We start from the raw sequence: 22,155 nt of genomic DNA, 5'->3' as shown, positions 1-22,155 counted from the left end.
TGACTCGGAAACTCTCTGTTAGGGTTGATGATGTTTAGATAAACGGGGTATATGGGGGGGCTGATTTTTTTGGTACATTAGTCTATGACATCTACTGAAAAACCTTATCAAAAAATTCCGATTCAAGATTGTGGGGAATTGTTGACTCCCATTCCCTCGGAAATGTTTATTTTCGAGTCTCCTCACCCCTATCAAAAATTGGGTGCGCCTTATCAACTCTCTCCCGTTAGTTCCCCCTATTACCTGCGAGAGAAGGTTGGCGATCGCTTAATTAACGCTCATCAATATTTACAAGCTGAATATCCACATTTGCGGATTTTGGTTTTTGATGCTTATCGACCTATTGAAGTACAACAGTTTATGGTTGATTATGCTTTTCAACAACAACTTAAAGCTACAGGATTAACCTTAGAATTGCTATCGGAACAACAGCGACAACAGTTGTGGCAGGAAGTTTATAAATTTTGGGCTATTCCTAGTCGTGATCCGGCTACCCCTCCACCCCATAGCACCGGGGCTGCTGTCGATGTTACTTTATTTGATATCGTGACGGTCAGTGCTGTTAATATGGGTTCTGATATTGATGAGATTTCTTCTCGGTCTGAACCGGATTATTTTGCTGAAAGTTCTGAGATGACAGAATTAGAATATCATCGAAATCGACAAATTTTAAAGCAGGTCATGACCAGGGCTGGCTTCCTACAACATTTACATGAATGGTGGCATTTTTCCTATGGTGATCAAATGTGGGCTTGGCTACATAATCGCCAGAATAACACTGCCGCGATCGCTTCTTATGGTTTATATAGTTGAAATCACCATATATATGCCGCCACATTTTCCCATGATATAAGTATAGGTCAAGTCGCCGAACTTGTCAAGCCCAAATCCGCAGTTAATTTGATATTTAATTATTGAGTGTTTGTGTGTCTGTGTCTAACCCTGTAGCAGCGAGAGATAGATAGAATTTCCGGGATGGCGATCGCTTGTTGGGGTTGGCATAGTTGAAATCACCATATATATGCCGCCACATTTTCCCATGATATAAGTATAGGTCAAGTCACCGAACTTGTCAAGCCCAAATCCGCAGTTAATTTAATGTTTAATTATTGAGTGTTTGTGTGTCTGTGTCTAACCCTGTAGTCGTGAGAGAGACAAATCCGAATTATCGGAGTAGGGGCGAGTAATAATTGAGAGATAATCAGAGATTCTAAGGATAGATAAAATCGGGAAAATCTGTTAACTTCATATTAGGAATTAGTGGCTAGGAGTGATTTAATCTTGACACATTTAGAAAATTCTGATAAATTCAGGTTAGAACATGGTAGGGTGGCTATCCCTGTGGAAATACGAACCCTTATAGCTGTAATAGGGCTGTGTGTGGGGATATTGCTGACATCATGTAGCCTTCCGCAAGTCTCGGCAGCGAACCGAATGTTCTTAGATTTATCCCTAGAGTTTGTGGGTGAGTACGAACTACCAGAGTCTCAAAGGCTGTCAGATTTGACCTATGAGATTACCGGATATGGTGAACCGACCGATGGAGGTATTCGCTTTTATGGACTAGGGGAGTCCGAAGGCGAAAGCGACCCGACAGAATTATATACCCTGGGTTGGGAGTTTGCTGGTGGGAACAAATCGGCAGATATTGCTAAGATTGGGATTAAGGAGAGCATCAAATTAAGCGATCGCCCTAGGTCTGCGCGCAGCATCGCCTTTTCCCCGCGCAAGTCGCTGTTTATCGCCACAGATAACTCCCACATCGGGGAATATGACCTAGAAACGGGGGAACTAAAAAATACCGTGCCACTACCTCCGAGCTATGTGTCGAAGGAGGATGAGACCAAACCCCCCCAAGGCTTACAACCGGAGTTAGGCATAAAATCTCTAGCCATAGCGCCTGATGGTTTTAGTGCGGGTGGGATGGACCCATTTAGGTTGTTTGTCGCACCATACGCATCACTAAAGCAGGATCTAGATAGCGGTGCGGGGAAAGTGCGAATATTGCATTATGTGATAGCCGATCGCGCTTCATTTTTAGTGTCGGAAAATCTGTATAATTTTGATGAAGATTCCCAGGGAAGGGAGTTAGCCGGACTGGTGGCTCTAAACCGGGGAGGTTCATTTCTGAGTTTAGAGCGATCGGCGAGTGGTATGGGTGCGGGAATTTATCAAGTGTTTAGTGGAGACGCAACAGATACCTCCCGCATTGCTAGTTTACGCGGTAAATTAACTAAGGTTCAATCTTTGCGAAAACAACTGCTTTTAAACCTCCCAGAATTAGGAATTAATGCTCAAGTTACTGGTATGACTTTAGGACCCCGGCTTCCTGACGGTGGACAGAGTTTAGTGGTAATTAGAGATAACCCTCCGGGTTTATTGATTTTTCGCCTGACCGGAATTTAAGGGATAATTGAGGATGGACAATTTTGGTCAATCATTGAGGTTGGGGGTGCTACGGGCATTTTCTCCGCCCCCATGGTTAGCCAGCTTTGTCCTGCCTAGAACTGTGTACGCAATTGTTGTATCCTACAGAATCGAGAAAGAATTGTTAGGAAATCATATTTATTGGCGCTATTATGACACACGCTACAGATATTCTGACCCTAGGGCGTTGGTTGGCTTCCGACTTCAGCAACCAACCCCAAGCCTTTGAAAATCCGCCATTTTTCGCTCATATTCGGGTCTGTATGCGTCCCCTGCCGTGGGAACTTCTCAATGGGTTGAGTTTGTATCTGGAACAGGCCTATGATATTAACCTGAAACAACCTTACCGGGTGCGGGTGCTGAAGTTAATCCCTGTAGATGATCATATCGAAATCGAGAACTATGAGATTGATGGTCAGGAGGAGTTTTATGGGGCTTCTAGGGAAGTCGATCGCCTGAAAGCCTTAAAGAGGGAACAACTGAATAAACGATGCGGCTGTACTTTTATCACCCACTGGACGGGAAAGGGATTTAAGGGAGTGGTGGAACCGGGGAAAGGCTGTATGGTAGAACGGAAGGGGAAACTGACTTATTTGGATAGTAGTTTTGAAATAGACGGCGATCGCTTTATTAGCCATGATCGTGGTATGGACCCAGAAACCGATGAGCATATCTGGGGTGCGGTAGCTGGACCTTTTGAGTTTGTGCGCTGGGCGAGTTTTGCTGATGAGGTGAAGTTAGGGGAATAATGGTTTCTAGGGGGACCAATTGCTGATAAATTAACCTAAGTATCAACAAATACAAAATTTCACTGAAAGTTTATGAGAGTTCTGGTTACTGGTGGTGATGGCTACTGCGGTTGGGCGACGGCGCTGTATCTTTCCAACCGTGGGTATGAAGTGGGCATTCTGGATAACTTGGTGCGCCGACACTGGGATCAACAGCTAGGTATTGAGACCTTAACACCGATTGCCCCTATTCAAAAAAGGATTCAGCGCTGGCGTGAGTTAACAGGTAAGTCTATTGACCTGTTTATGGGTGATATCAATAACTATAGTTTTCTGATCAATAGCTTGCGAAAGTTTCAGCCAGATTCTATTGTTCATTTTGGAGAACAGCGATCGGCTCCTTTTTCCATGATAGATCGTGAACACGCGGTTCTCACCCAAAGCAATAATGTGATGGGAAATTTGAATATCCTGTATGCTATGCGGGAAGAGTTTCCTGATGCACATTTGGTCAAGTTGGGGACTATGGGCGAATATGGTACGCCCAATATTGATATCGAAGAGGGTTATATTACCATTGAGCATAATGGTCGCAAGGATACTGTCCCGTATCCGAAACAGCCAGGAAGTTTCTATCACCTTTCTAAGGTCCATGACAGCCATAATATCCACTTTGCTTGTAAAATTTGGGGTCTGAGGGCTACGGATTTAAACCAGGGTGTGGTTTATGGGGTTCTGACGGACGAGACGGGAATGGATGAGTTGTTGATCAACCGTCTGGATTATGATGGGATTTTTGGGACGGCTTTAAATCGTTTCTGTATTCAGGCGGCGATTAATCACCCCCTGACAGTTTATGGTCAGGGAGGACAAACTAGGGCTTTCCTGGATATCCGCGATACGGTACGATGCGTGGAGTTGGCGATCGCTAATCCGGCTGAACCTGGTCATTTCCGCGTGTTTAACCAATTTACGGAGATGTTTAGCGTTGGCGACCTGGCGATGATGGTTAAAAAGGCTGGTGTCACCCTGGGGTTAGATGTGGAGATTCAGAATATCGAAAATCCTCGGGTTGAACTGGAAGACCATTATTTCAACGCGAAAAACACTAATCTGTTAGACCTCGGTTTGCAACCTCATTATCTGTCTGATTCGCTATTGGATTCTTTGCTGAATTTCGCGATTAAATACAAACATCGGGTAGATAAAAATGAAATTCTACCCAAGGTTTCCTGGCGTAATCCGGGTTCTGTTTACGCGAAAAGCTAATCGATTTTCCCCGCTTTGTCTCCCCAGAGAGATAGGCGGGGTATCTGATGATTAGCCATGGATAATAAATAATTAACTCCCGGAAATTATAATATGTTTATATGTCCGGTTTGTGGATATAAATATTTGCAAAATATTCCGAGAAATTGTGAGGTTTGTAACTGGAATTTAGAGTTAACAGAAATTCATCCCGAACAACTAGATTGGGCGATAGAAACATGGAAAAACCTAGGTGATTTGCAGGGAAAACGCAAGAGAAAGCGGGTAACGGTAGCGGATTTGTTACCCAAAATAAATGCCATTGAGTCGGAACTGACAGCGGCGAAAATTGAGCGAGAAAATCTGAGGAATCAACTAGATTGGATCTTGTATTATATCGAAACCATTAATCCTGAACAGGTGACAGAAACCCTGTCAAAAATGCGGATATGGTTAGAAGATAATCACGCGGAAAATCCCCCCCTGTCTGAGGTGGGTATGGACTATACAGGATTAATGGAATTATTGGCGGCGGAAGATTGGAAAACGGCTGATGAGTATACTTGGCAGATTATCTTATATCTGACGGGAAGGGAACAAATGGGATGGTTAAATGTGGAAGATATTGATAATTTTCCGCTGACGGATTTAGGGACAATTGATTATTTGTGGGATTATTATAGTAGTGGATTGTTTGGGTTAACGATTCAACAGCAAATCTGGGAGAGTGTAGAGTCGGATTATACTAAATTTTGCGATCGCATTGGATGGCGAGAGGGTAGTTGGAAATATTATGATGAACTAATCTTTAACCTAAACGCCCCCAAGGGACATTTACCAGTAATTCCTTGGCGGCGGCGGTCCTGCTACGGCGTAGGAATAGCCACCGCCTCCGAGATTTTATCGTCATTTATCGAGAGACTCTTAGCAGCCACCACTGACGGGAGGAATTAAAACCACCTCATCTCCGTCTTTTAGGTAGGTGTCTGGATTGACAAACTCCAGGTTAACCCCAAACCGGGTTAAATCCCGCCATTGTTGCAATTGGGGATATTCGCTAATCGCTACATCAAGGATATGAGATACAGGGGTTTGGGGTGGTAGTTGCAAGACCAACTCAGGGACTCCATAGGCTTCCTGAAAAGCCGCGAATAGTTTAACCGTCACTGTAACCGAGGGATGGGACATCAAATCTTCAATCATGAAAAACCCGTCAACACCAAGCTATCAGACGTTTACAGCCTTATTGATAAGCCGAGATTAGCATATTGGTGGCAAATTTCTGAAGCAGATGATAATTGATTTACACATCATAGACTATAATCTATAGCAAATCTAAAGAGAAGATAAAATCTCCCTTTGAGTGGAGAACGGATTTTAGCAATTTATCCCAATCTTTCAGTTATGACTGAATTTTTCCTGCAAAACATTTGGTGGATTCCCTGCTATCCCTTTTTGGGGGCGCTACTATCAATTCCCTGGTCTCCGGGAATTATCCGCAAAACCGGACCGAGACCCGCAGGATATATAAATATCCTGATGACCCTGATGGCTTTTGTACATGGCTTAATCGCTTTGAGCGGAATGTGGGGTCAACCTGGCTATGAGATGGTGATTCCGTGGCTACAGGTGGCGGATCTGGATTTTTCGATTCCCTTAGAAATCTCAGTGACAACCATTGGCGCTACTTTGGTAATTACTGGGCTGAATTGCCTAGCCCAAATTTACGCTGTGGGCTATCTGGAGATGGATTGGGGTTGGGCGAGGTTTTACTCGCTGATGGCATTATTTGAAGCTGGACTCGCCGCCCTGGTGTTGTGCAATTCCCTGTTTTTCAGTTATATCGTCTTGGAAATTCTCACCCTGGGGACTTATTTATTGGTGGGTTTCTGGTTTAATCAGTCCCTGGTGGTAACTGGGGCGCGAGATGCTTTTCTGACTAAACGGGTGGGGGATTTATTCCTATTGATGGGGGTAGTTTCCCTGTATCCCCTGGCGGGAAGTTGGAATTTTTCGGAATTAGCAACATGGGCGGAAACTGCAACGGTTAACCCCACTGTTGCGACTCTGTTAGGGTTGGCTTTGTTGGCGGGTCCGTTGGGTAAGTGCGCTCAGTTTCCTCTGCATTTATGGCTTGATGAGGCTATGGAAGGCCCCCTTCCTAGTACCATCCTACGGAATGCGGTAGTTGTCTGTTGCGGCGCTTGGGTATTAATTAAGGTGTTTCCGGTGATTTCCCTGTCTCCGGTGGCGGTGTCTGTAGCAGTGTTTATCGGTTTAGCTACGGCTGTGGGTGCCAGCGCGATCGCTATTGCTCAAATTGATGTCAAACGGGCGGTTTCCTATTCGGTTAGCTCATACATGGGGATAACTTTTATTGCTGTCGCAACCGGACAAACTCAGGCGGCGTTATTACTGCTGTTGACTTACTCCATGGCGATGGCATTATTAGTGATGACCAGCGGCGGAATTATCCTCAATAATATTACCCAAGATTTAACTCAATATGGGGGGCTGTGGTCGCGCCGCCCGATTTCGGGTATTTGTTTTATTGTGGGGATTATGGCTTTGGTCGCTGTGCCGCCATTTGGTGGCTTTTGGACGATGTTGGAGTTGACACAAAATCTGTGGATCAGTCAACCGGCGATCGCCATTACTTTATTGGTAATCAACGCTTTAACTGCTTTTAGTCTCACCCGTGAGTTTGGCTCGATTTTTGCGGGACCCCCTAAACAGATGACTATTAGATCACCAGAGGGACTCTGGGCTTTAGTGCTACCGATGACCGTTTTAATGGGTTTTTGTCTACATATTCCCCTGTTGTTGAAGGCTTGGGGAGTCCTACCCAGTTGGGAGGGTATTAACCTCACTGTAGCCACATTGCTGATAGCTTCTAGTGCGATCGGTGGTGGACTAGCTACCTGGATTTATGTATTTAACGGCATTGAGAAACCCGTTAAATTATGGTCTAAATCAGTTCAGGACTTTTTCGCTTACGATTTCTACACCGCTAAACTGTATCGATTAACCATCATTTCCGCCGTCGCCTTCATCTCCAAAATTATTGATTGGATAGATAGATTTATTGTCGATGGCTTCGTGAATTTAGTCGGTCTAGCCACAGTTTTTAGTGGACAAAGCCTCAAATATAACGTTTCGGGACAAACTCAATTTTATGCCCTCACTATTGTAATCGGCATTACTCTCCTGTTAAGTTTGTTATCCCTTGGTTTGTTCTAAGTCCCTCACAGATGGTCAATCATGCTTAGTTTGTTAATTGCAATTCCCCTAGTTGGTAGCCTCTTAATCGGCTTGCTCCCCCCTTCCTTTACCCCCCACCGGATTCGGTCGATCGCCTTGGCTGTTATGGCATTAACGGGGCTGTGGACGCTGAAATTAACCTTAGATTTCGACCTAGATAATCCTGGTTTTCAGTGGGAAGAATATCTCTCCTGGATTCCCCAATTAGGGTTATCCTATAGTTTGGGAATGGATGGCTTATCTTTACCTCTGGTAGGGTTAAGCGCCATTTTAACCCCTATGGCGATCGCCAGTAGTCGCCCCGACATGAATCGCCCCCGTCTTTACTACTCCATGATTTTGTTAGTAAATGCGGCGATCGCTGGTGCTTTTCTCTCCCAAAATCTCCTGCTGTTTGTGCTGTTTTATGAATTGGAACTCATCCCCATTTATCTATTAATTAGCATTTGGGGCGGCGAAAAACGCAGCTATGCAGCGATGAAGTTCCTAATTTATACCGCCGTATCAGGAATTTTGATTTTGGCAGCTTTCCTGGGTATGGCTTGGTTAAGTGGGTCAGGAAGTTTTGATTTTGGTGCCATTCAAACTCAGAATTTATCAGCAATTAGCCAACTGGTATTGATGGTAATTCTACTAATTGGATTTGGTATTAAAATTCCTCTAGTTCCCTTCCATACCTGGCTACCTGATGCTTATGTAGAATCTTCCGCCCCCGTCACCATTTTACTAGGAGGTTTATTAGCAAAACTGGGAACCTATGGGTTAATTAGATTTGGCTTACAACTCTTCCCAGAAACCTGGCAAATTATCGCCCCCGAATTATCCATTATCGCCGTCTTTAGCGTCATGTATGGGGCTTTAACCGCCATTTCCCAACAAGATATCAAGCGCATGGTTGCCTATAGTTCCATCGGTCACATGGGTTATATTATCGTCGCTATGGCGGCGGGAACCGAAGTTAGTCTGATTGGCGCTATTTCCCAAATGGTCGCCCATGGGTTGATTTTAGCTATTCTATTCCACTTGGTGGGAATAGTTGAAGTCAAAGTGGGAACTAGGGATTTAAAACTCTTAAATGGCTTAATGAACCCCATTCGTGGTTTACCCCTCACCAGCGCCTTATTAATTATGGCAGGAATGGCGAGTGCGGGTATTCCTGGCTTAGTGGGATTTGTGGCAGAATTTCTGGTTTTTCAAGGTACTTTTACCGTCTTCCCCATTCAGAGTTTACTCTGTATTATTGCCTCTGGTTTAACCGCTGTTTATTTTGTGATTTTGCTCAACCGCACTTGTTTTGGTAAGCTAGACAATGAGTTAGCCTATTATCCAAAAGTTGCCTTTTCTGAACAAGCACCAGCTTTGATTTTAGCCCTGTTAATTCTGTTCCTAGGTGTGCAACCTAGTTGGTTATTACGCTGGTGTGAACCCACAGCTAAACAAATGGCAATGGAGTTGAGTATTCATCCCGTGCAACAGGTAGCCATTCAACCGGAAAATCCCTCTGGTTTATGATTCTTTATCCCGCCGTTTAGTTAATTAATGTTGATTATGACAACCAGTTTCATGCAATCAGAAAAAATCCCCACTAAATTACCTCCTTCTCAACATGAGTTTGCTGAGATTATTCATCGCTTAGAGGCGGGAGGTGCTATGCTACCGGATACCCCCGAAAATTTGATGCAAATTATCGGCATTTATAAGGCTTATGCGGTGCCCATGGATTTCTATTGGCGCGATTTGTTATATATTGCTGAACGGGTGTTTTTAAATCCGTTGCCGTTTTTTAAATACTTTTTACCCCAGGAATATTTAGACCTGCATAACCATTATGCGGGGGATGATGCGGATTTAAGGATTTGGCGCGGAGAAGCGATCGCCCACCCGGAATTATTGGCATTTATACAGAAAGGGGAAACCCGAAAAATGCCCAAACTTCTGCATCATTTATGGCACGATCGCGTTAATATGGAATTTGCCGAAGCCTGTATGCAAGCCATGTTTTGGCATCGAGAAATGGGCGGCAGATTTGACAGTTATTTAGACACAGACGAATATAAAGCCAATGCTGACCGGGCTATCCGCGCCTATTTCCGCAAAAACCCAGTTATGTTGGGTTTATATCAACTGTTCCCGGATATGTTCTTAGAACAGGTCAGGCAACTTTCCTATTATAGCAATTTAGGGCTATTTTGGGAAGTCATGGCTCCCGTATTTTTTGAAATGAGCGATCGCTATGATGAGGGGACAATGACCACCGTACCAGAGGCGATGAATTTCCTAGTTAATGGCATTTTTGCGATCGCGGGTCGCCCTATTTATCATCATGTTTATATTGATGGCGAATGTTATGAAATCGTCCCCAAATCCAAAGGTTTTATGTGGCTCTATGAAGCCGCTTTACCCTATGTAGAAGCCGTTTTTTATCGCACCGCACCTTTCCGGGGTACTAAGTCCTACAACGCCCAAGCCCAACAGGTTCCTGATGACCAAAAGGATTTTCATTATGGTATTCTTTACGCCGATATTTTCCCAGTGGGTACCGCTGGAATACCACCAACTTTATTAATGCAGGATATGTATCACTTCTTACCTCCCTACTTAGTGGATTATTACCAGAAATATTGCCGAGGTGAGGATGATATGTTGATTCAGTTGGCTAACACTTTTCAGCGTTCCATGTATTGCGTCACATCAGCCGTTATTCAGGCTTTAAGGACGGCTTTACTATATCCCCTTGATGACCCCAACCCCCGCCACCTAGAAGCCAACAGAGCCTTTTTTGAGGCGCAAATGGATCGATTTAAACGCCCCGAAGCACGGTTAAGGAATATTCAAACTCCCAATTACCGTTAAGCTAAATTCCCCGTAGGGTGCGTCATAGCCCAGGCTATATAAATCTCAACCCGATAATTTGGGGATGACGCACCACCGAAGCCGTAGGGTTTAATTACCCAGAAAAGTTAATGGCATTAGGTTTGATGAAGTAATAATACCGCACATTCAGCCAACCTAGCGACTTGTTCTGCGACCGAACCCATTAACACCCGTTTAACGCCAGTATAGCCGTGAGTAGGCATAACAATTAACTCTATATTTTGAGCTTTAGCATAATCGACAATTTCATGGCTAGGTGTACCAATTAAAACGGTGACTGTTGCGCCATCAAATCCTCTTTTGATCAACTCAGCTTTCAAAGCCTCTTCCGCGTGTTTTTGGCGAGACTCAGGACTAACTGATTCCCACATGGAGCCAGGTTCTGCGGGATGTAATTTATGCAAAATATGGATAATATGGAGTTGCGATATATGGGGGACAAACTCCCGCGCTGGGGATAAAGCAGCAAAAGAAAGTTCCGAGAAATCGATAGGGACTAATACGGCATTTTTATTAAACCAACTCATCAGCGACTATCCTTTTGTGTTTTTCTACGACGAATTTCATCACCTACTGTAGCATTTAATTGTGCCCCCATAAGCACTACTAAGGAACTAATGTTTAACCATAACAGGAGAACAATAAAAGTGCCGATCGCCCCATAGATAAGATTATAATACTCAGACTGGTAAACATACCAGCGAAATAAATTAGAGATTAAAGCCCAAAAAATCGCGGCTAGAATTGAGCCAGGAATTAGGGGAGTTTTAGGCTTTCTGTAACTAGGACCATAACGATAGATAAAAGCAAAGTTAGTGGAGACAATGCCGAGGGTAATTGGCCATTGTAGACGATTCCAAGTATCCAATAATGTTGATTGAAGCAAACAATCTTGGACAGGTTCTTGAGCCAAACACATATCAATTTTATCTAGGGGACAATTACCAACTGTTTCTAAGATGCAACTTTTGCGGGCGATAATTTCCACCAAAAAATCACTAATAAACACGGCTCCTAACGCCATAATTAATAGTAATAATGTCCCCAAAGTTAAGGCGATCGCAATTAATTTAGACTTCCAAAAAGGTCTGATTTTTTCTTGGGGTACTTGATGAATCCTATTTAAGGCTTCCATAGCGGAACTAATCACCCCAGAAAACAGCCAAATAGAAATAATAAAACTAAAGGAGAATAATCTAGGGCTAAGACTTCTGCCAGATTGACTCATAGTTGCCCCAATCAATTTTTGGACTTGTTCTGGTACTACTTCCCCTAACAAATTCGCCATTTCCAATAGGGTAGATTGTAGAGATTCATTGGAACCAATAGCGGCTAACAGAGCTAAAAGCGCGGGAACCAGTGCTAGGGTAGAGTGATAAGCCATTTCGGCAGACAAACCGTATAACCGTTGTTGAACAGTACGAACTCCTAAACTATGAAAAGTTTGCCAATTGAGGTAGGTAAAGAATAGAACAAAATCCACCACGCGCTTTTTGATTTGACGACCTAGCCACCATAGGCATTTGAATAATATAATGAGCAGATCGGCGGTTTTGGCAGCTACCAACTCGAACCCCAGACACCATACTTTACGGTTGAGTATCCATAGGGTTTTCAATCCATCTAGCAGGGTTAACAGCAGCTTCCATAGCAGGTGTAGGAGTGTTAATAACAGGTTAACTAGGATTTCAGCAGCATAGTCTATGATCTGGTTAAGGCTTGGCAGCTTTAACCGACAGTGCAATATTGCCCTATTTAGGTGATATAAAAATTGACAGGGCAATGCGAGTAGCATTTTGCGGGTTGGGGAAGATTTAATCAGGGCTACCTTATAGTATGACTTGTCGTGGGGGGTTTAACACAGAAATAGGGTGTTACTGATGGTTTAAATTTCCCCTGGGGTTGAATGTTTCCGGTTGCTTATGGATTTGTAGGTTGAGTTATGAGTCAGGATATTAGACAATGGTTGGATGAAATTAAGCGATTGCAAGAGCAGTTAGGACAACTGCGATCCGATCGCGATCAGGCTTTAGCTAGTGCCGACCAGTGGCGAGAGCATTATAATACGGAAGCCCAGCAGCGCCGAGAAGAGGTGCGCCGCCATCAAGATGCGATCGCTCAACTGCGCGGAGATCTTGAACAACTACAGAATAAATTTGGTATTGCTAAAAATGAGATTCTGACGCGAGTACAAACCCAGCGGGAGGTTGAGGGTTTACAAACTGTGGAGGAGTTGCAAAATAAGATTATCCAGATTACCCTAGAACGCGATCGCGCTAGGGAACAGGTCCACCAAATGACGGCAGCCCTAGAGAAGGAGAAAGCCGATCACCTAGAAACCCGCACCAGTCTAACTACGGCTTTAGGGGATACCATGGACTTGCTCACTAAGGCTCAGAATACGGCTAAGTTAAATAGTTAACTGGACGCTACAGGAGGGGGTTGGACTGAAATTGAGCAACCCCCTCCCACGGGCTAAAATCCCATAGCTTTAGCTACTGCGTCTAAATTAGCAGCAATACCCTCTTTAGTGGGGTTATTACTGTGGTTAATGGCTACATCGGGATCTTTTAAGCCATTACCTGTTAACACACAAACTACGGTGGCTCCCGCTGGTACTTGGTCTTTGACTTTCAGGAGTCCGGCTACGGAGGAGGCGCTGGCGGGTTCACAGAAAATGCCTTCTTGGGAGGCTAATAGGCGATAGGCGTTGAGGATTTCCTCATCAGTAACGGCACTAAAACTGCCTTGGCTGGCTGATTGGGCTGCTATAGCCATATCCCAACTGGCTGGGTTGCCGATACGAATGGCGGTGGCGATGGTTTCGGGATGGGGCACTGGTTGGCCATTAACTATGGGGGCGGCTCCGGCTGCTTGAAATCCCATCATCCTGGGGAGGCGATCGCATTTTCCTTCTGAATGATACTGACAAAATCCCATCCAGTAGGCGGTGATATTTCCGGCATTTCCCACCGGGATACACAACCAATCAGGGGCATCACCCAAAGCATCTACCACTTCAAAGGCGGCGGTTTTCTGTCCTTCTAAGCGATAGGGGTTGACTGAGTTAACTAGGGTAACAGGATATTGACGGGAAACCTCCCGCACAATGGTTAGGGCTTCGTCAAAGTTTCCTTCGATAGCTAAGACTTCCGCACCGTAGAGGAGCGCTTGGGCTAGTTTCCCCAGGGCTACATAACCGTATGGAATCACGACAAATGCTTTTAATCCAGCTCGACGGGCATAGGCGGCGGCTGATGCTGAGGTGTTACCTGTGCTGGCACAAATGACGGCTTTGGCTCCCTCTTCTTTGGCTTTGGATATGGCCATGGTCATCCCCCGGTCTTTGAATGACCCGGTGGGGTTCAATCCGTCATATTTCACATATACCTGCACCTGTTTTCCGATTTCGGCGGCAATGGTGGGGACTGGAATTAGGGGGGTATTACCTTCTTGCAGGGTGACAACGGGGGTGGCTGAGGTAACAGGTAGATAATCCCGGTATGCTTCAATCAGACCGGGCCAAATATTGAGTTTTCTTTCAGTTGCGGGCAAAGTCAGGGTCATTTCAATGTTACAGTTTGTGGTTTTGGGCTCAATTTACTTGACTTTTCAAGGTTGCCGTGGTATATAACTTGGGGCTCATAGATTAATCAGCCCTTGAGTCCTACTCAGGTGAAAACGGTTTCGCGCCTGTCACCCTTAACTCAGTTTACCCCTTATGTCAACATCAAGTCACTTTGATTTGGGGATGATGATGTTTTTTTCCAAACCAGTTTAACATGGGGTTAAAATATAGTTAAGATTTGTTGATGTGCAAGTTCAGTTTAGACCACAAAATTAATTACTGATGCCAACTCCTTCATCGACTTTACCCCGTCCACAAAATCTGTCATCCTTGCCGTTGTCTTCAGCCTCCGGTAAAATGGATAAGATGCCATCTATATATAGTGTTGATCAGCAAGTGAAGTTTTTGCATCTTCAAGCTGAGGTGGACACTCTACTGTTAGAATTACAAACTCTAAAGCAAATGCGATCGCTTAGTCCCACAGCGCCGAAAAATTAGGCCCAATCCCGCCAGGCGGCCAATTGTCAAAAATCAGAAATTAGCGATCCCGATCGCAGATGGTGTGCTATAAATGATCAGACTAAACTTAACAGTCTGAGGGGTTGATTCAACTATTTGGAATCAGCTAATCTTGGTTGGGAGTTTCTCTCAATCTCACTGCCGGGTAACTCATCAAAAAAAGACCGCTTAGGCTGGTTGATTGACTGAAATACCGAAGCTGTGGGCTGAGAAAGTTGTCAGCTACCTGGGCAGTTAAAAAAAAGCACATTCATTCAGAAGCCAGGCACCAGTAATGGTGGCTTGGTTTTCCCTTAAAATTCATCTATGACCCTATCAATTGTAAAGTCTGAAGATTCATCGTCACCCCCCTCCGCAGTTCCCTCTGATTTGCGTTTGAGGGATATTATAAACACCCTCCCTAGTGATGTGTTTGTCCAAGACCGATACAAAGCTTGGATGACAGTAATCATTAATGTTTTAATGGTGGGTTTAGGGTGGCTAGGAATAGCGATCGCTCCCTGGTTTCTCCTCCCCGTGTTATGGGTATTTACAGGAACCGCCCTCACCGGATTTTTTGTCATCGGACATGACTGCGGACACCGTTCATTTTCTCGGAATGTCTGGGTAAATGATTGGGTAGGTCATATCATGTTTCTGCCGATTATATATCCCTTTCACAGTTGGCGTATTGGTCACAACCAACACCATAAATACACTAACAGAATGGGGTTAGATAATGCTTGGCAACCCTGGCGCAAAGAAGAATACCAAAACGCTGGTAAATTAATGCAGGTCACTTATGACCTTTTCCGAGGTCGCGCTTGGTGGATTGGTTCCATTCTACACTGGGCCAGCCTTCACTTTGATTGGACGAAATTTGAAGGTAAGCAGCGCCAACAGGTCAAGTTTTCCTCTCTGTTGGTGATCGGCGCGGCGGCGATCGCATTTCCGACTATGATTTTAACCATCGGAGTTTGGGGATTTGTCAAGTTTTGGTTGCTTCCTTGGTTAGTCTTCCATTTCTGGATGAGTACCTTTACCCTGCTTCATCACACCATCACCGACATTCCCTTTAGAGAACCCGAAAAATGGCACGAAGCCGAATCTCAACTATCAGGGACTGTTCACTGCAATTATCCCCGCTGGGTTGAGTTTCTCTGTCACGATATCAACGTTCATGTTCCCCACCACGTCACCACCGCAATTCCCTGGTATAACCTCCGGAAAGCATACGCCAGCTTACAGGAAAATTGGGGTGAATATCTATATCCTGAGTCTGATTTTTCCTGGGGTTTAATGAAGGAAGTTGTTGACCACTGCCATTTGTATGATGAGAATAACAACTATCAGTCAATCCCGGACTACAAAAAGAGTTTAGCTGTAGCCGAAAAATAGCATAGGCTTAAATCTCTGTATCAGCCAATTAGTGGCTTAACCTCGGTCGGTTGTGGAATTTCCCAGCCGACCTTAATTTTGGGTAATTGATTGGGTGAGTCAGACTTGACAGAAATATCAAATGATGTTATGTCTAAGGCAGGTTTAATTATACTCATCACAGCTAAAGACATTAACTTATGTCAAGCCCCACCGTAAGCCGGAACTGGAAACCGATAATCAAAGAATTTGCCGCCGTTGTAGGTAAGCGGGGGGTGGTTCAGCGACGGGAAGAATTGCTCGTTTATGAATGTGATGGACTAACCAGTTATCGCCAACGTCCGGCTTTGGTGGTTCTTCCTCGCACCACAGAAGAAGTCGCAGCAGCCGTGAAAATATGCGATCGCCATAATATACCCTGGGTAGCGAGAGGGGCGGGAACCGGACTATCAGGAGGTGCATTACCCGTCACTGATTGCGTGATGATTGTCACCGCCCTAATGCGCCAAATTCTGAAAGTAGACCTCGAAAATCAGCAGGTCGTCGTACAACCAGGGGTGATTAATAACTGGGTAACTCAAACCGTCAGCGGTTCAGGATTTTACTACGCCCCCGACCCCTCCAGCCAGATTATCTGTTCCATTGGCGGTAATGTAGCCGAAAATTCCGGTGGTGTTCACTGTTTGAAATATGGAGTCACCACTAACCACGTCCTGGGCTTAAAAATCGTTACCCCAGACGGGTCTATCGTCGATTTAGGCGGTTCAATTCCGGAAATGCCAGGATATGACCTGACGGGTTTATTTGTGGGGTCAGAAGGGACTCTAGGCGTGGCTACGGAAATCACCCTCAGAATTCTGAAAGCCCCCGAATCGATTTGTGTTCTGTTGGCAGATTTTGCTACCATTGAAGAAGCCGGACAATCGGTATCTGATATTATCGGGGCGGGGATTATTCCCGGTGGTATGGAAATTATGGATAATCTCAGTATTAATGCGGTGGAAGATGTCGTTAATACCGGATTATATCCCCGAGATGCCGGGGCGATTTTATTGGTGGAATTAGATGGTTTACAGGTGGAGGTAGACCGCAATAAACAGCGGGTGGCAGATATTTGTAAACAAAATGGGGCGCGGAATATTACTACCGCCAATGAACCGGAAAAACGCTTGAAAATGTGGAAGGGTCGGAAGGCGGCATTTGCGGCGGCGGGTCATGTTAGCCCGGATTATTATGTACAAGATGGGGTGATTCCTCGGACTCAGATGGCTTATGTATTGAAAGAAATTGCGGCTTTAAGCGAAAAGTATGGCTATCGCATCGCTAATGTGTTTCATGCGGGAGATGGGAATTTACATCCTTTGATTCTCTATGATAATTCTGTGGCAGGTGCCTTAGAGACGGTGGAAGAAATTGGCGGCGAAATTTTGAAAATTTGTGTTGATGTGGGTGGGAGTTTGTCCGGGGAACATGGTATCGGGGAAGATAAAAAGTGTTATATGAATAAGATGTTTAATGAAGAGGATTTGGAAACTATGCAATGGGTGCGATCGGTTTTTAATGCTAAGGGTTTGGCTAATCCTGGTAAAATGTTCCCTACACCTCGCACCTGTGGAGAATCCGCTAAAGTTCAGAATGTTAAGAAGTTTGAAGGTGCTGAGGTATTTTGATGAGGTTGTGCGATCGCCTGACCTAACCTAGGATAAAATCAGAAGTGCGAGACGTTCAGGCATGAAATAAGGTTGAAATACCTGAAATAACCGCCTGGTGGGGACTTCAACCCCTTGGTTGAATACAAAGGAGCGCACTCCTGACCATCCTCATAACTGTTTATATGTCCCAGCGATTAGTATCACACGATACAAATCAAGGCAGGGAACCCAAGGTCAAAGCAGAATTAACTTATACAAATTACTTATAGTAAGTCCAGAAATGGATAAGTAAAAGTTAAAGAAGCTAGGGTAACGGCGATAGCCACCCCCAGTTTTGGGAATCATAACCCCAGGATTGAAGCGGGGAACGGAAGGCTCCGAGGTGTAACCCAACACCAGAATTGAGACCACTGCCAACCATCCATGATTAGGGAAACCGAATGTCCGGCTTGAACCATCGTCATTATTAAGTAGCGAAATAGGTTGACACGCTGCGCTCAAAAGAGCAAGGGGAAAAGTAGGATAATTTTTGCAATACCTACACAGACCTTTAAAAGTACCCCGGTGGAAAGGACAAATCTAAAGATGGAATGCCCATATAAACGGAACGTTTTAAGTCCTCCTGGACTCTGATTATCTGGTCGAGATATCAGTAGGGATAAGTGTAACCGCAAGTCCTAGAGGATGTGAGATGTAACCAAAAGCCAACGCCCAACTGTAATGGTAGGGATATGCTAACAGGTTACGGTTTGATTGTAAGGATAGAGTCTAATAGGTGTATAAATGGCGATAGCGAGTTTAAAGAGAGGATTTGGGAAACCCAGACCAATCAAGACTACGAACAACGCATGGAAAGCAATCCCGTGGGCGAAAGTCCATCGGAGAGTTTTCAAGCTCCAAAAGAGTATATTCCAAGCAGCTAAATCGGGACAAGATGCAAAGGTAAGAAGGTTGCAACGTCTATTGGTGAAATCGTACTATGCCCGGCTCTTAGCAGTGCGGCGAGTGACCCAAGACAATCAAGGAAAGAAAACAGCCGGAGTGGATGGAATTATCGCAATTTCTCCTAAGCAAAGGTTTGAACTGACTGAGAGAATCAAAGGAAATCTCAAAGCAAAAGCACTTAGAAGAGTGTGGATACCAAAACCCGGCAGGGATGAAAAACGCCCGTTGGGAATTCCCACAATCCAAGATAGAGCAAGGCAAGCCTTGGTCAAGTCGGCTCTCGAACCTGAATGGGAATCGAGATTTGAAGGCACTAGCTATGGGTTCCGACCCGGACGGTCAGCTCAGGACGCAATTGGTAGAATTTACACTGCCACAAATCAAGGACAATACTATGTTCTCGACGCTGATATAGCAAAATGCTTTGACCGAATAAACCATGATTACCTACTGTCCAAAATTCATTGTCCAAGTATCCTGAAAAGAGACCTAAAACAATGGCTCAAAGCGGGTGTATTAGACAACGGTGTATTTGAGGATACAGAAGCAGGGACACCTCAAGGAGGGGTAATAAGTCCACTCCTAGCTAACATCGCACTGTTGGGTATGGCTAGGTTAATTGAAACAATGTATCCTAAAGTAAAAGGGGTTAAAGTTAAGGCTACCCTAATAAGATACGCCGATGATTTTGTAGTGATATCTCCATCACTAGAGATTATTGAACAGTGCAGGACTGCTATTTCTGAATGGCTAAAACCTGTAGGACTAGAAATAAAACCTGAAAAGACCCGAATATGTCACACACTTAAGCCTATTGAGTATAATGGCAAGATTGAGGAACCTGGGTTCGATTTTCTAGGATTCAATATCAGGCAATATCCCGTAGGAAAGTATAAATCCGGGAAAACAGGTGGGGCAGCAAGCCGATTAATCGGACATAAAACCCTCATAAAACCCAGCCAAAAAGCAGTTGCCCACACAGAAGCAATAAAAGGTGTAATCAAACAATATAGAACAGCACCTCAGTCAGCCCTGATAAGTAGACTAAACCCAATTGTTCAGGGATGGTCAAACTATTATTCAGCGGTAGTCTCAGTTGAGACCTTCAATAAGCTAGATGCAATAATCTGGCATATGTTACGGGCATGGACAGTATCAAGATGCGAAAAGGCAAGTTATGAAAAACTGAGTAATTACTTTAGACCCGGAACGGTCAAGCTCAGTAATGGGAAAGAAAGACAGGAAACTTGGTTATTCCAAACCAAGGATGGTCATCAGTTGTGGAAACATAGCTACACGCCGATTGTCAGACATACCCTAATACGCCCTGACGCAACACCATACGACGGAAATTGGACTTACTGGGCAACCAGGAAAGGACAAGCAATCGATACACCAAATAGGGTAGCAAAACTACTCAAGAAGCAAAAAGGTAGATGTAACTGGTGTGGGCAATTCTTTACCCCGTCAGACTTAATTGAAGTAGACCATATTGTACCCAGAAGCCAAGGCGGAAAGGATGAATACAAGAATCTCCAATTATTACATCGCCATTGCCACGATGATAAAACAGCTCTTGATGAAGAGATGATGCTGTACTCTTAACAAGGAGACGGTCAAACTAGGAGCCGTATGAGGTGAAAGTCTCAAGTACGGTTCTGAATGGGAGGGGATGGAGGTGACTCCATTCTCGACCCCTAATTGGAGTACGTCAAAGATAGGTCAGAGTCAGGTGGCTACGTTTATAGCTAAAAAAGCTAGGCTATCTGAAGCGTTGGAAAGATTGGAAAAGGTTCACATTTCCTGCGAGGATGCTATTAAGTGTATTGAAAGGTGGGATTCACCTAATACACTATTCTATTGTGACCCGCCTTATCCCGGTAGTACACAAGGTCACTATAGCGGCTACACGATTAAAGATTGGACAAAATTATGTCATACATTAGATTGCATAACAGGCAATTACATTGTATCGAATTATCATCAGATGATTGAACCTCAATCATTTACACAAAAAATAGAAATAAATGCAGTCATGTCAGCTAGTTACAAGAAAGACGTAAAAAAGAAACGAACTGAAGTATTATGGGTTAAAAGTAACTTAGACGGTTTTAATCAACTTCCTGAGTTAATTAACTCAGAGGCCTATAATTGCCTACTTAATACATGGAGTCACACTAACAGATAACACCTACCCCAATCACTTAAATGGCCCCCTATGGTTTCTAACTGTAGGGGGTGCTTGCATATTTTTTGCCAGTAGGCCTACTGCAACAGGCCTACTAAAAATTTATACTTGCATATTTTTTGCCAGTAGGCCTACTGCAACAGGCCTACTAAAAATTTATATGAATGCTTACCCCCCTAGTTTACCCACAATAGACGGGTTAAGGTTTTGGCTTAGGGTGTTTATTAGGGGTAATCATCCCRKGCGGAACYCAGTACCCCTATAAATTGGAGACTTGTCTAGCGGTATGTAGGTATCGGTTTCGATGGGGAATCAATTCTCTAGGATTATGTAGGTATCAGCGAGAGATGACGAAACAAGTCACCAGTTGAAAAGTTGTTTAGGGGTATCGGGTTGGTTCCGGTAGGAGATAGTTTAGATAATGCGATCGCATTTTGTTGGTAGCGAGTAGGCTCCTCAATATTTCACCAATAATCTGACTCCCATAGATAACCGGATAGGCAGCCTGATATCGTTGTACATTGATAACCTAGTGGGTTCCCCCTACGGCTACCTACAGCTATCATGTTGACTTTGAGCCATAGATAAATCCCACTGCGATCGCACTCATTACCGTCCTATTATTAGCACTGGTAGCTTTAGGCAATACCCTGCAAAATTGAACCCATACCCTCCCCCTAACCGGAACAGACATATTAGGGGAACTGACCGTTGCGATAGCAGTCAACAGTGACGCTAGGAACCGCTAGGCTTGCTGTTGACGGGTATCGCTAGGGAAGTACCCTATTGGTTGTCTGGTTAGGGGGAGATATAGGTATTTGACAGTTCCCCTAGGTTATGCTAGTTGACTGAGTAATCAACCTATTGACAGAATTATTTTCCTATGCTAGGACTAGGTTATGAGTAACATTTGAGTAATTCAATAGGATATAGGGGTTGAGTAATAACCCGCTATCGCTGTCAGGATAAGGGTTTATAGTTAACGCTACCCGACGCTGGAGATGCTGCAACCCTACCAGGGGCGCGTGTATGACCCTTGCTGCGGTTCGGGGGGAATGTTTGTGCAGTCGGAAAAGTTTGTGGAAGACCACGCCGGGCGGAGGGGCGATATTGCCATCTATGGGCAGGAGAGCAACTACACCACCTGGCGGCTGTGCAAGATGAACCTGGCGGTGCGGGGGATTGATTCCGATATTCGCTGGAATTCCGAGGGGGTCGTTTCACAAAAACGAACTGCCCGATTTGCGGGCTGACTTCATTCTGGCGAATCCGCCCTTTAATATTTCCGATTGGGGCGGGGACAGGCTGCGGGAAGATGTCCGCTGGCGGTTTGGCATTCCGCCTACCGGCAATGCTAACTATGCCTGGTTGCAGCATATCTGGCACCAT

General features: G+C 44.6%; 22 protein-coding genes. 16 read left to right on the top strand and 6 right to left on the bottom strand.

The window, feature by feature from the left end; genetic code table 11:
• Nucleotides 1-84 precede the first annotated feature (84 nt).
• Entirely contained in the window at nucleotides 85-813 is a 729-nt protein-coding gene (locus tag B9T16_RS04225; protein WP_006620298.1) for a M15 family metallopeptidase, read from the top strand.
• Between the two features lie 94 nt (nucleotides 814-907).
• Here the strand turns inward: B9T16_RS04225 and B9T16_RS04220 are convergent, their stop codons facing one another.
• Nucleotides 908-1,033: a hypothetical protein gene (locus tag B9T16_RS04220; RefSeq protein ID WP_286131343.1), complete on the bottom strand. Its 126-nt coding sequence runs from the start codon at nucleotides 1,031-1,033 to the stop codon at nucleotides 908-910.
• A gap of 248 nt (nucleotides 1,034-1,281) precedes the next feature.
• Between B9T16_RS04220 and B9T16_RS04215 the strand changes: the two genes are divergently transcribed.
• The 4 genes from B9T16_RS04215 (at nucleotide 1,282) to B9T16_RS04200 (ending at nucleotide 5,357) form a co-directional block, all read left to right on the top strand.
• Nucleotides 1,282-2,406 (top strand): esterase-like activity of phytase family protein, encoded by a 1,125-nt coding sequence (locus tag B9T16_RS04215; protein WP_410244168.1) that lies wholly within the window; start codon nucleotides 1,282-1,284, stop codon nucleotides 2,404-2,406.
• 173 nt (nucleotides 2,407-2,579) lie between these two features.
• Nucleotides 2,580-3,176: a chromophore lyase CpcT/CpeT gene (locus B9T16_RS04210; RefSeq protein ID WP_006620300.1), complete on the top strand. Its 597-nt coding sequence runs from the start codon at nucleotides 2,580-2,582 to the stop codon at nucleotides 3,174-3,176.
• Between the two features lie 72 nt (nucleotides 3,177-3,248).
• Nucleotides 3,249-4,424, top strand: coding sequence for an NAD-dependent epimerase/dehydratase family protein (locus B9T16_RS04205; RefSeq protein WP_410244167.1), 1,176 nt, complete (start codon nucleotides 3,249-3,251; stop codon nucleotides 4,422-4,424).
• 93 nt (nucleotides 4,425-4,517) lie between these two features.
• Nucleotides 4,518-5,357, top strand: coding sequence for a GUN4 domain-containing protein (locus B9T16_RS04200; protein ID WP_410244166.1), 840 nt, complete (start codon nucleotides 4,518-4,520; stop codon nucleotides 5,355-5,357).
• Here B9T16_RS04200 and B9T16_RS04195 read toward each other — a convergent pair.
• On the bottom strand, nucleotides 5,328-5,606 hold the full coding sequence (locus tag B9T16_RS04195) for a MoaD/ThiS family protein (RefSeq protein ID WP_006620303.1): 279 nt from the start codon (nucleotides 5,604-5,606) through the stop codon (nucleotides 5,328-5,330). The two genes, B9T16_RS04200 and B9T16_RS04195, sit on opposite strands and share 30 nt — an antisense overlap.
• 201 nt (nucleotides 5,607-5,807) lie before the next feature.
• On the opposite strand from B9T16_RS04195, the gene B9T16_RS04190 reads away from it, so the two are divergent.
• The 3 genes from B9T16_RS04190 to B9T16_RS04180 are packed head-to-tail and all read left to right on the top strand — an operon-like array spanning nucleotide 5,808 to nucleotide 10,517.
• Nucleotides 5,808-7,643: an NAD(P)H-quinone oxidoreductase subunit F gene (locus B9T16_RS04190; protein ID WP_410244165.1), complete on the top strand. Its 1,836-nt coding sequence runs from the start codon at nucleotides 5,808-5,810 to the stop codon at nucleotides 7,641-7,643.
• A 21-nt stretch (nucleotides 7,644-7,664) separates the two neighbouring features.
• Complete coding sequence (locus B9T16_RS04185) at nucleotides 7,665-9,176, top strand: NADH-quinone oxidoreductase subunit M (protein WP_410244164.1); 1,512 nt, start codon at nucleotides 7,665-7,667, stop codon at nucleotides 9,174-9,176.
• Between the two features lie 36 nt (nucleotides 9,177-9,212).
• Nucleotides 9,213-10,517, top strand: coding sequence for a CO2 hydration protein (locus B9T16_RS04180; RefSeq protein ID WP_410244163.1), 1,305 nt, complete (start codon nucleotides 9,213-9,215; stop codon nucleotides 10,515-10,517).
• Between the two features lie 116 nt (nucleotides 10,518-10,633).
• Here the strand turns inward: B9T16_RS04180 and B9T16_RS04175 are convergent, their stop codons facing one another.
• Together B9T16_RS04175 and B9T16_RS04170 are read right to left on the bottom strand one after the other, a co-directional pair.
• Entirely contained in the window at nucleotides 10,634-11,065 is a 432-nt protein-coding gene (locus B9T16_RS04175; protein WP_006620307.1) for a universal stress protein, read from the bottom strand.
• A complete protein-coding gene (locus tag B9T16_RS04170; RefSeq protein WP_006620308.1) occupies nucleotides 11,065-12,333 on the bottom strand; it encodes a YihY/virulence factor BrkB family protein in 1,269 nt (422 codons plus the stop codon). The genes B9T16_RS04175 and B9T16_RS04170 overlap by 1 nt, the downstream gene beginning before the upstream one ends.
• A gap of 147 nt (nucleotides 12,334-12,480) precedes the next feature.
• Here B9T16_RS04170 and B9T16_RS04165 point away from each other — a divergent pair, with 147 nt between their 5' ends.
• Entirely contained in the window at nucleotides 12,481-12,960 is a 480-nt protein-coding gene (locus B9T16_RS04165; protein WP_006620309.1) for a hypothetical protein, read from the top strand.
• 53 nt (nucleotides 12,961-13,013) lie between these two features.
• Here the strand turns inward: B9T16_RS04165 and thrC are convergent, their stop codons facing one another.
• Nucleotides 13,014-14,105, bottom strand: coding sequence for a threonine synthase (gene thrC, locus B9T16_RS04160; protein WP_006620310.1), 1,092 nt, complete (start codon nucleotides 14,103-14,105; stop codon nucleotides 13,014-13,016).
• A gap of 283 nt (nucleotides 14,106-14,388) precedes the next feature.
• Between thrC and B9T16_RS04155 the strand changes: the two genes are divergently transcribed.
• Both B9T16_RS04155 and B9T16_RS04150 read left to right on the top strand, forming a co-directional pair.
• Nucleotides 14,389-14,604: a hypothetical protein gene (locus B9T16_RS04155; protein ID WP_014274291.1), complete on the top strand. Its 216-nt coding sequence runs from the start codon at nucleotides 14,389-14,391 to the stop codon at nucleotides 14,602-14,604.
• Nucleotides 14,605-14,931: 327 nt separating this feature from the next.
• The gene (locus B9T16_RS04150) at nucleotides 14,932-16,002 is read left to right on the top strand and encodes a fatty acid desaturase (protein ID WP_006620311.1); all 1,071 of its coding nucleotides are present in this window, start codon (nucleotides 14,932-14,934) and stop codon (nucleotides 16,000-16,002) included.
• A gap of 20 nt (nucleotides 16,003-16,022) precedes the next feature.
• On the opposite strand, the gene B9T16_RS04145 is transcribed toward B9T16_RS04150, so the two are convergent.
• Nucleotides 16,023-16,175: a hypothetical protein gene (locus B9T16_RS04145; RefSeq protein ID WP_161783021.1), complete on the bottom strand. Its 153-nt coding sequence runs from the start codon at nucleotides 16,173-16,175 to the stop codon at nucleotides 16,023-16,025.
• Between the two features lie 6 nt (nucleotides 16,176-16,181).
• Here B9T16_RS04145 and glcD point away from each other — a divergent pair, with 6 nt between their 5' ends.
• The 5 genes from glcD to B9T16_RS04120 form a co-directional block, all read left to right on the top strand.
• The gene (glcD, locus tag B9T16_RS04140; protein ID WP_006620312.1) at nucleotides 16,182-17,651 is read left to right on the top strand and encodes a glycolate oxidase subunit GlcD; all 1,470 of its coding nucleotides are present in this window, start codon (nucleotides 16,182-16,184) and stop codon (nucleotides 17,649-17,651) included.
• 765 nt (nucleotides 17,652-18,416) lie between these two features.
• Nucleotides 18,417-20,183 (top strand): group II intron reverse transcriptase/maturase, encoded by a 1,767-nt coding sequence (gene ltrA, locus B9T16_RS04135; RefSeq protein ID WP_410244162.1) that lies wholly within the window; start codon nucleotides 18,417-18,419, stop codon nucleotides 20,181-20,183.
• Nucleotides 20,184-20,256: 73 nt separating this feature from the next.
• Nucleotides 20,257-20,766 (top strand): DNA adenine methylase, encoded by a 510-nt coding sequence (locus tag B9T16_RS04130; RefSeq protein ID WP_410244161.1) that lies wholly within the window; start codon nucleotides 20,257-20,259, stop codon nucleotides 20,764-20,766.
• Nucleotides 20,767-21,767: 1,001 nt separating this feature from the next.
• Nucleotides 21,768-22,019, top strand: coding sequence for a class I SAM-dependent DNA methyltransferase (locus B9T16_RS04125; RefSeq protein WP_315643103.1), 252 nt, complete (start codon nucleotides 21,768-21,770; stop codon nucleotides 22,017-22,019).
• Nucleotides 21,949-22,155: N-6 DNA methylase (locus B9T16_RS04120; RefSeq protein ID WP_410244160.1), on the top strand; the 207-nt coding region annotated here is incomplete at its 3' end. The genes B9T16_RS04125 and B9T16_RS04120, both read left to right, overlap by 71 nt.

This window comes from Arthrospira sp. PCC 8006, assembly GCF_046480465.1.
GTDB lineage: Bacteria > Cyanobacteriota > Cyanobacteriia > Cyanobacteriales > Microcoleaceae > Limnospira > Limnospira platensis.
Note: the sequence above shows the minus strand (reverse complement) of the source record. Positions and strands in the feature narration are given on the sequence as shown.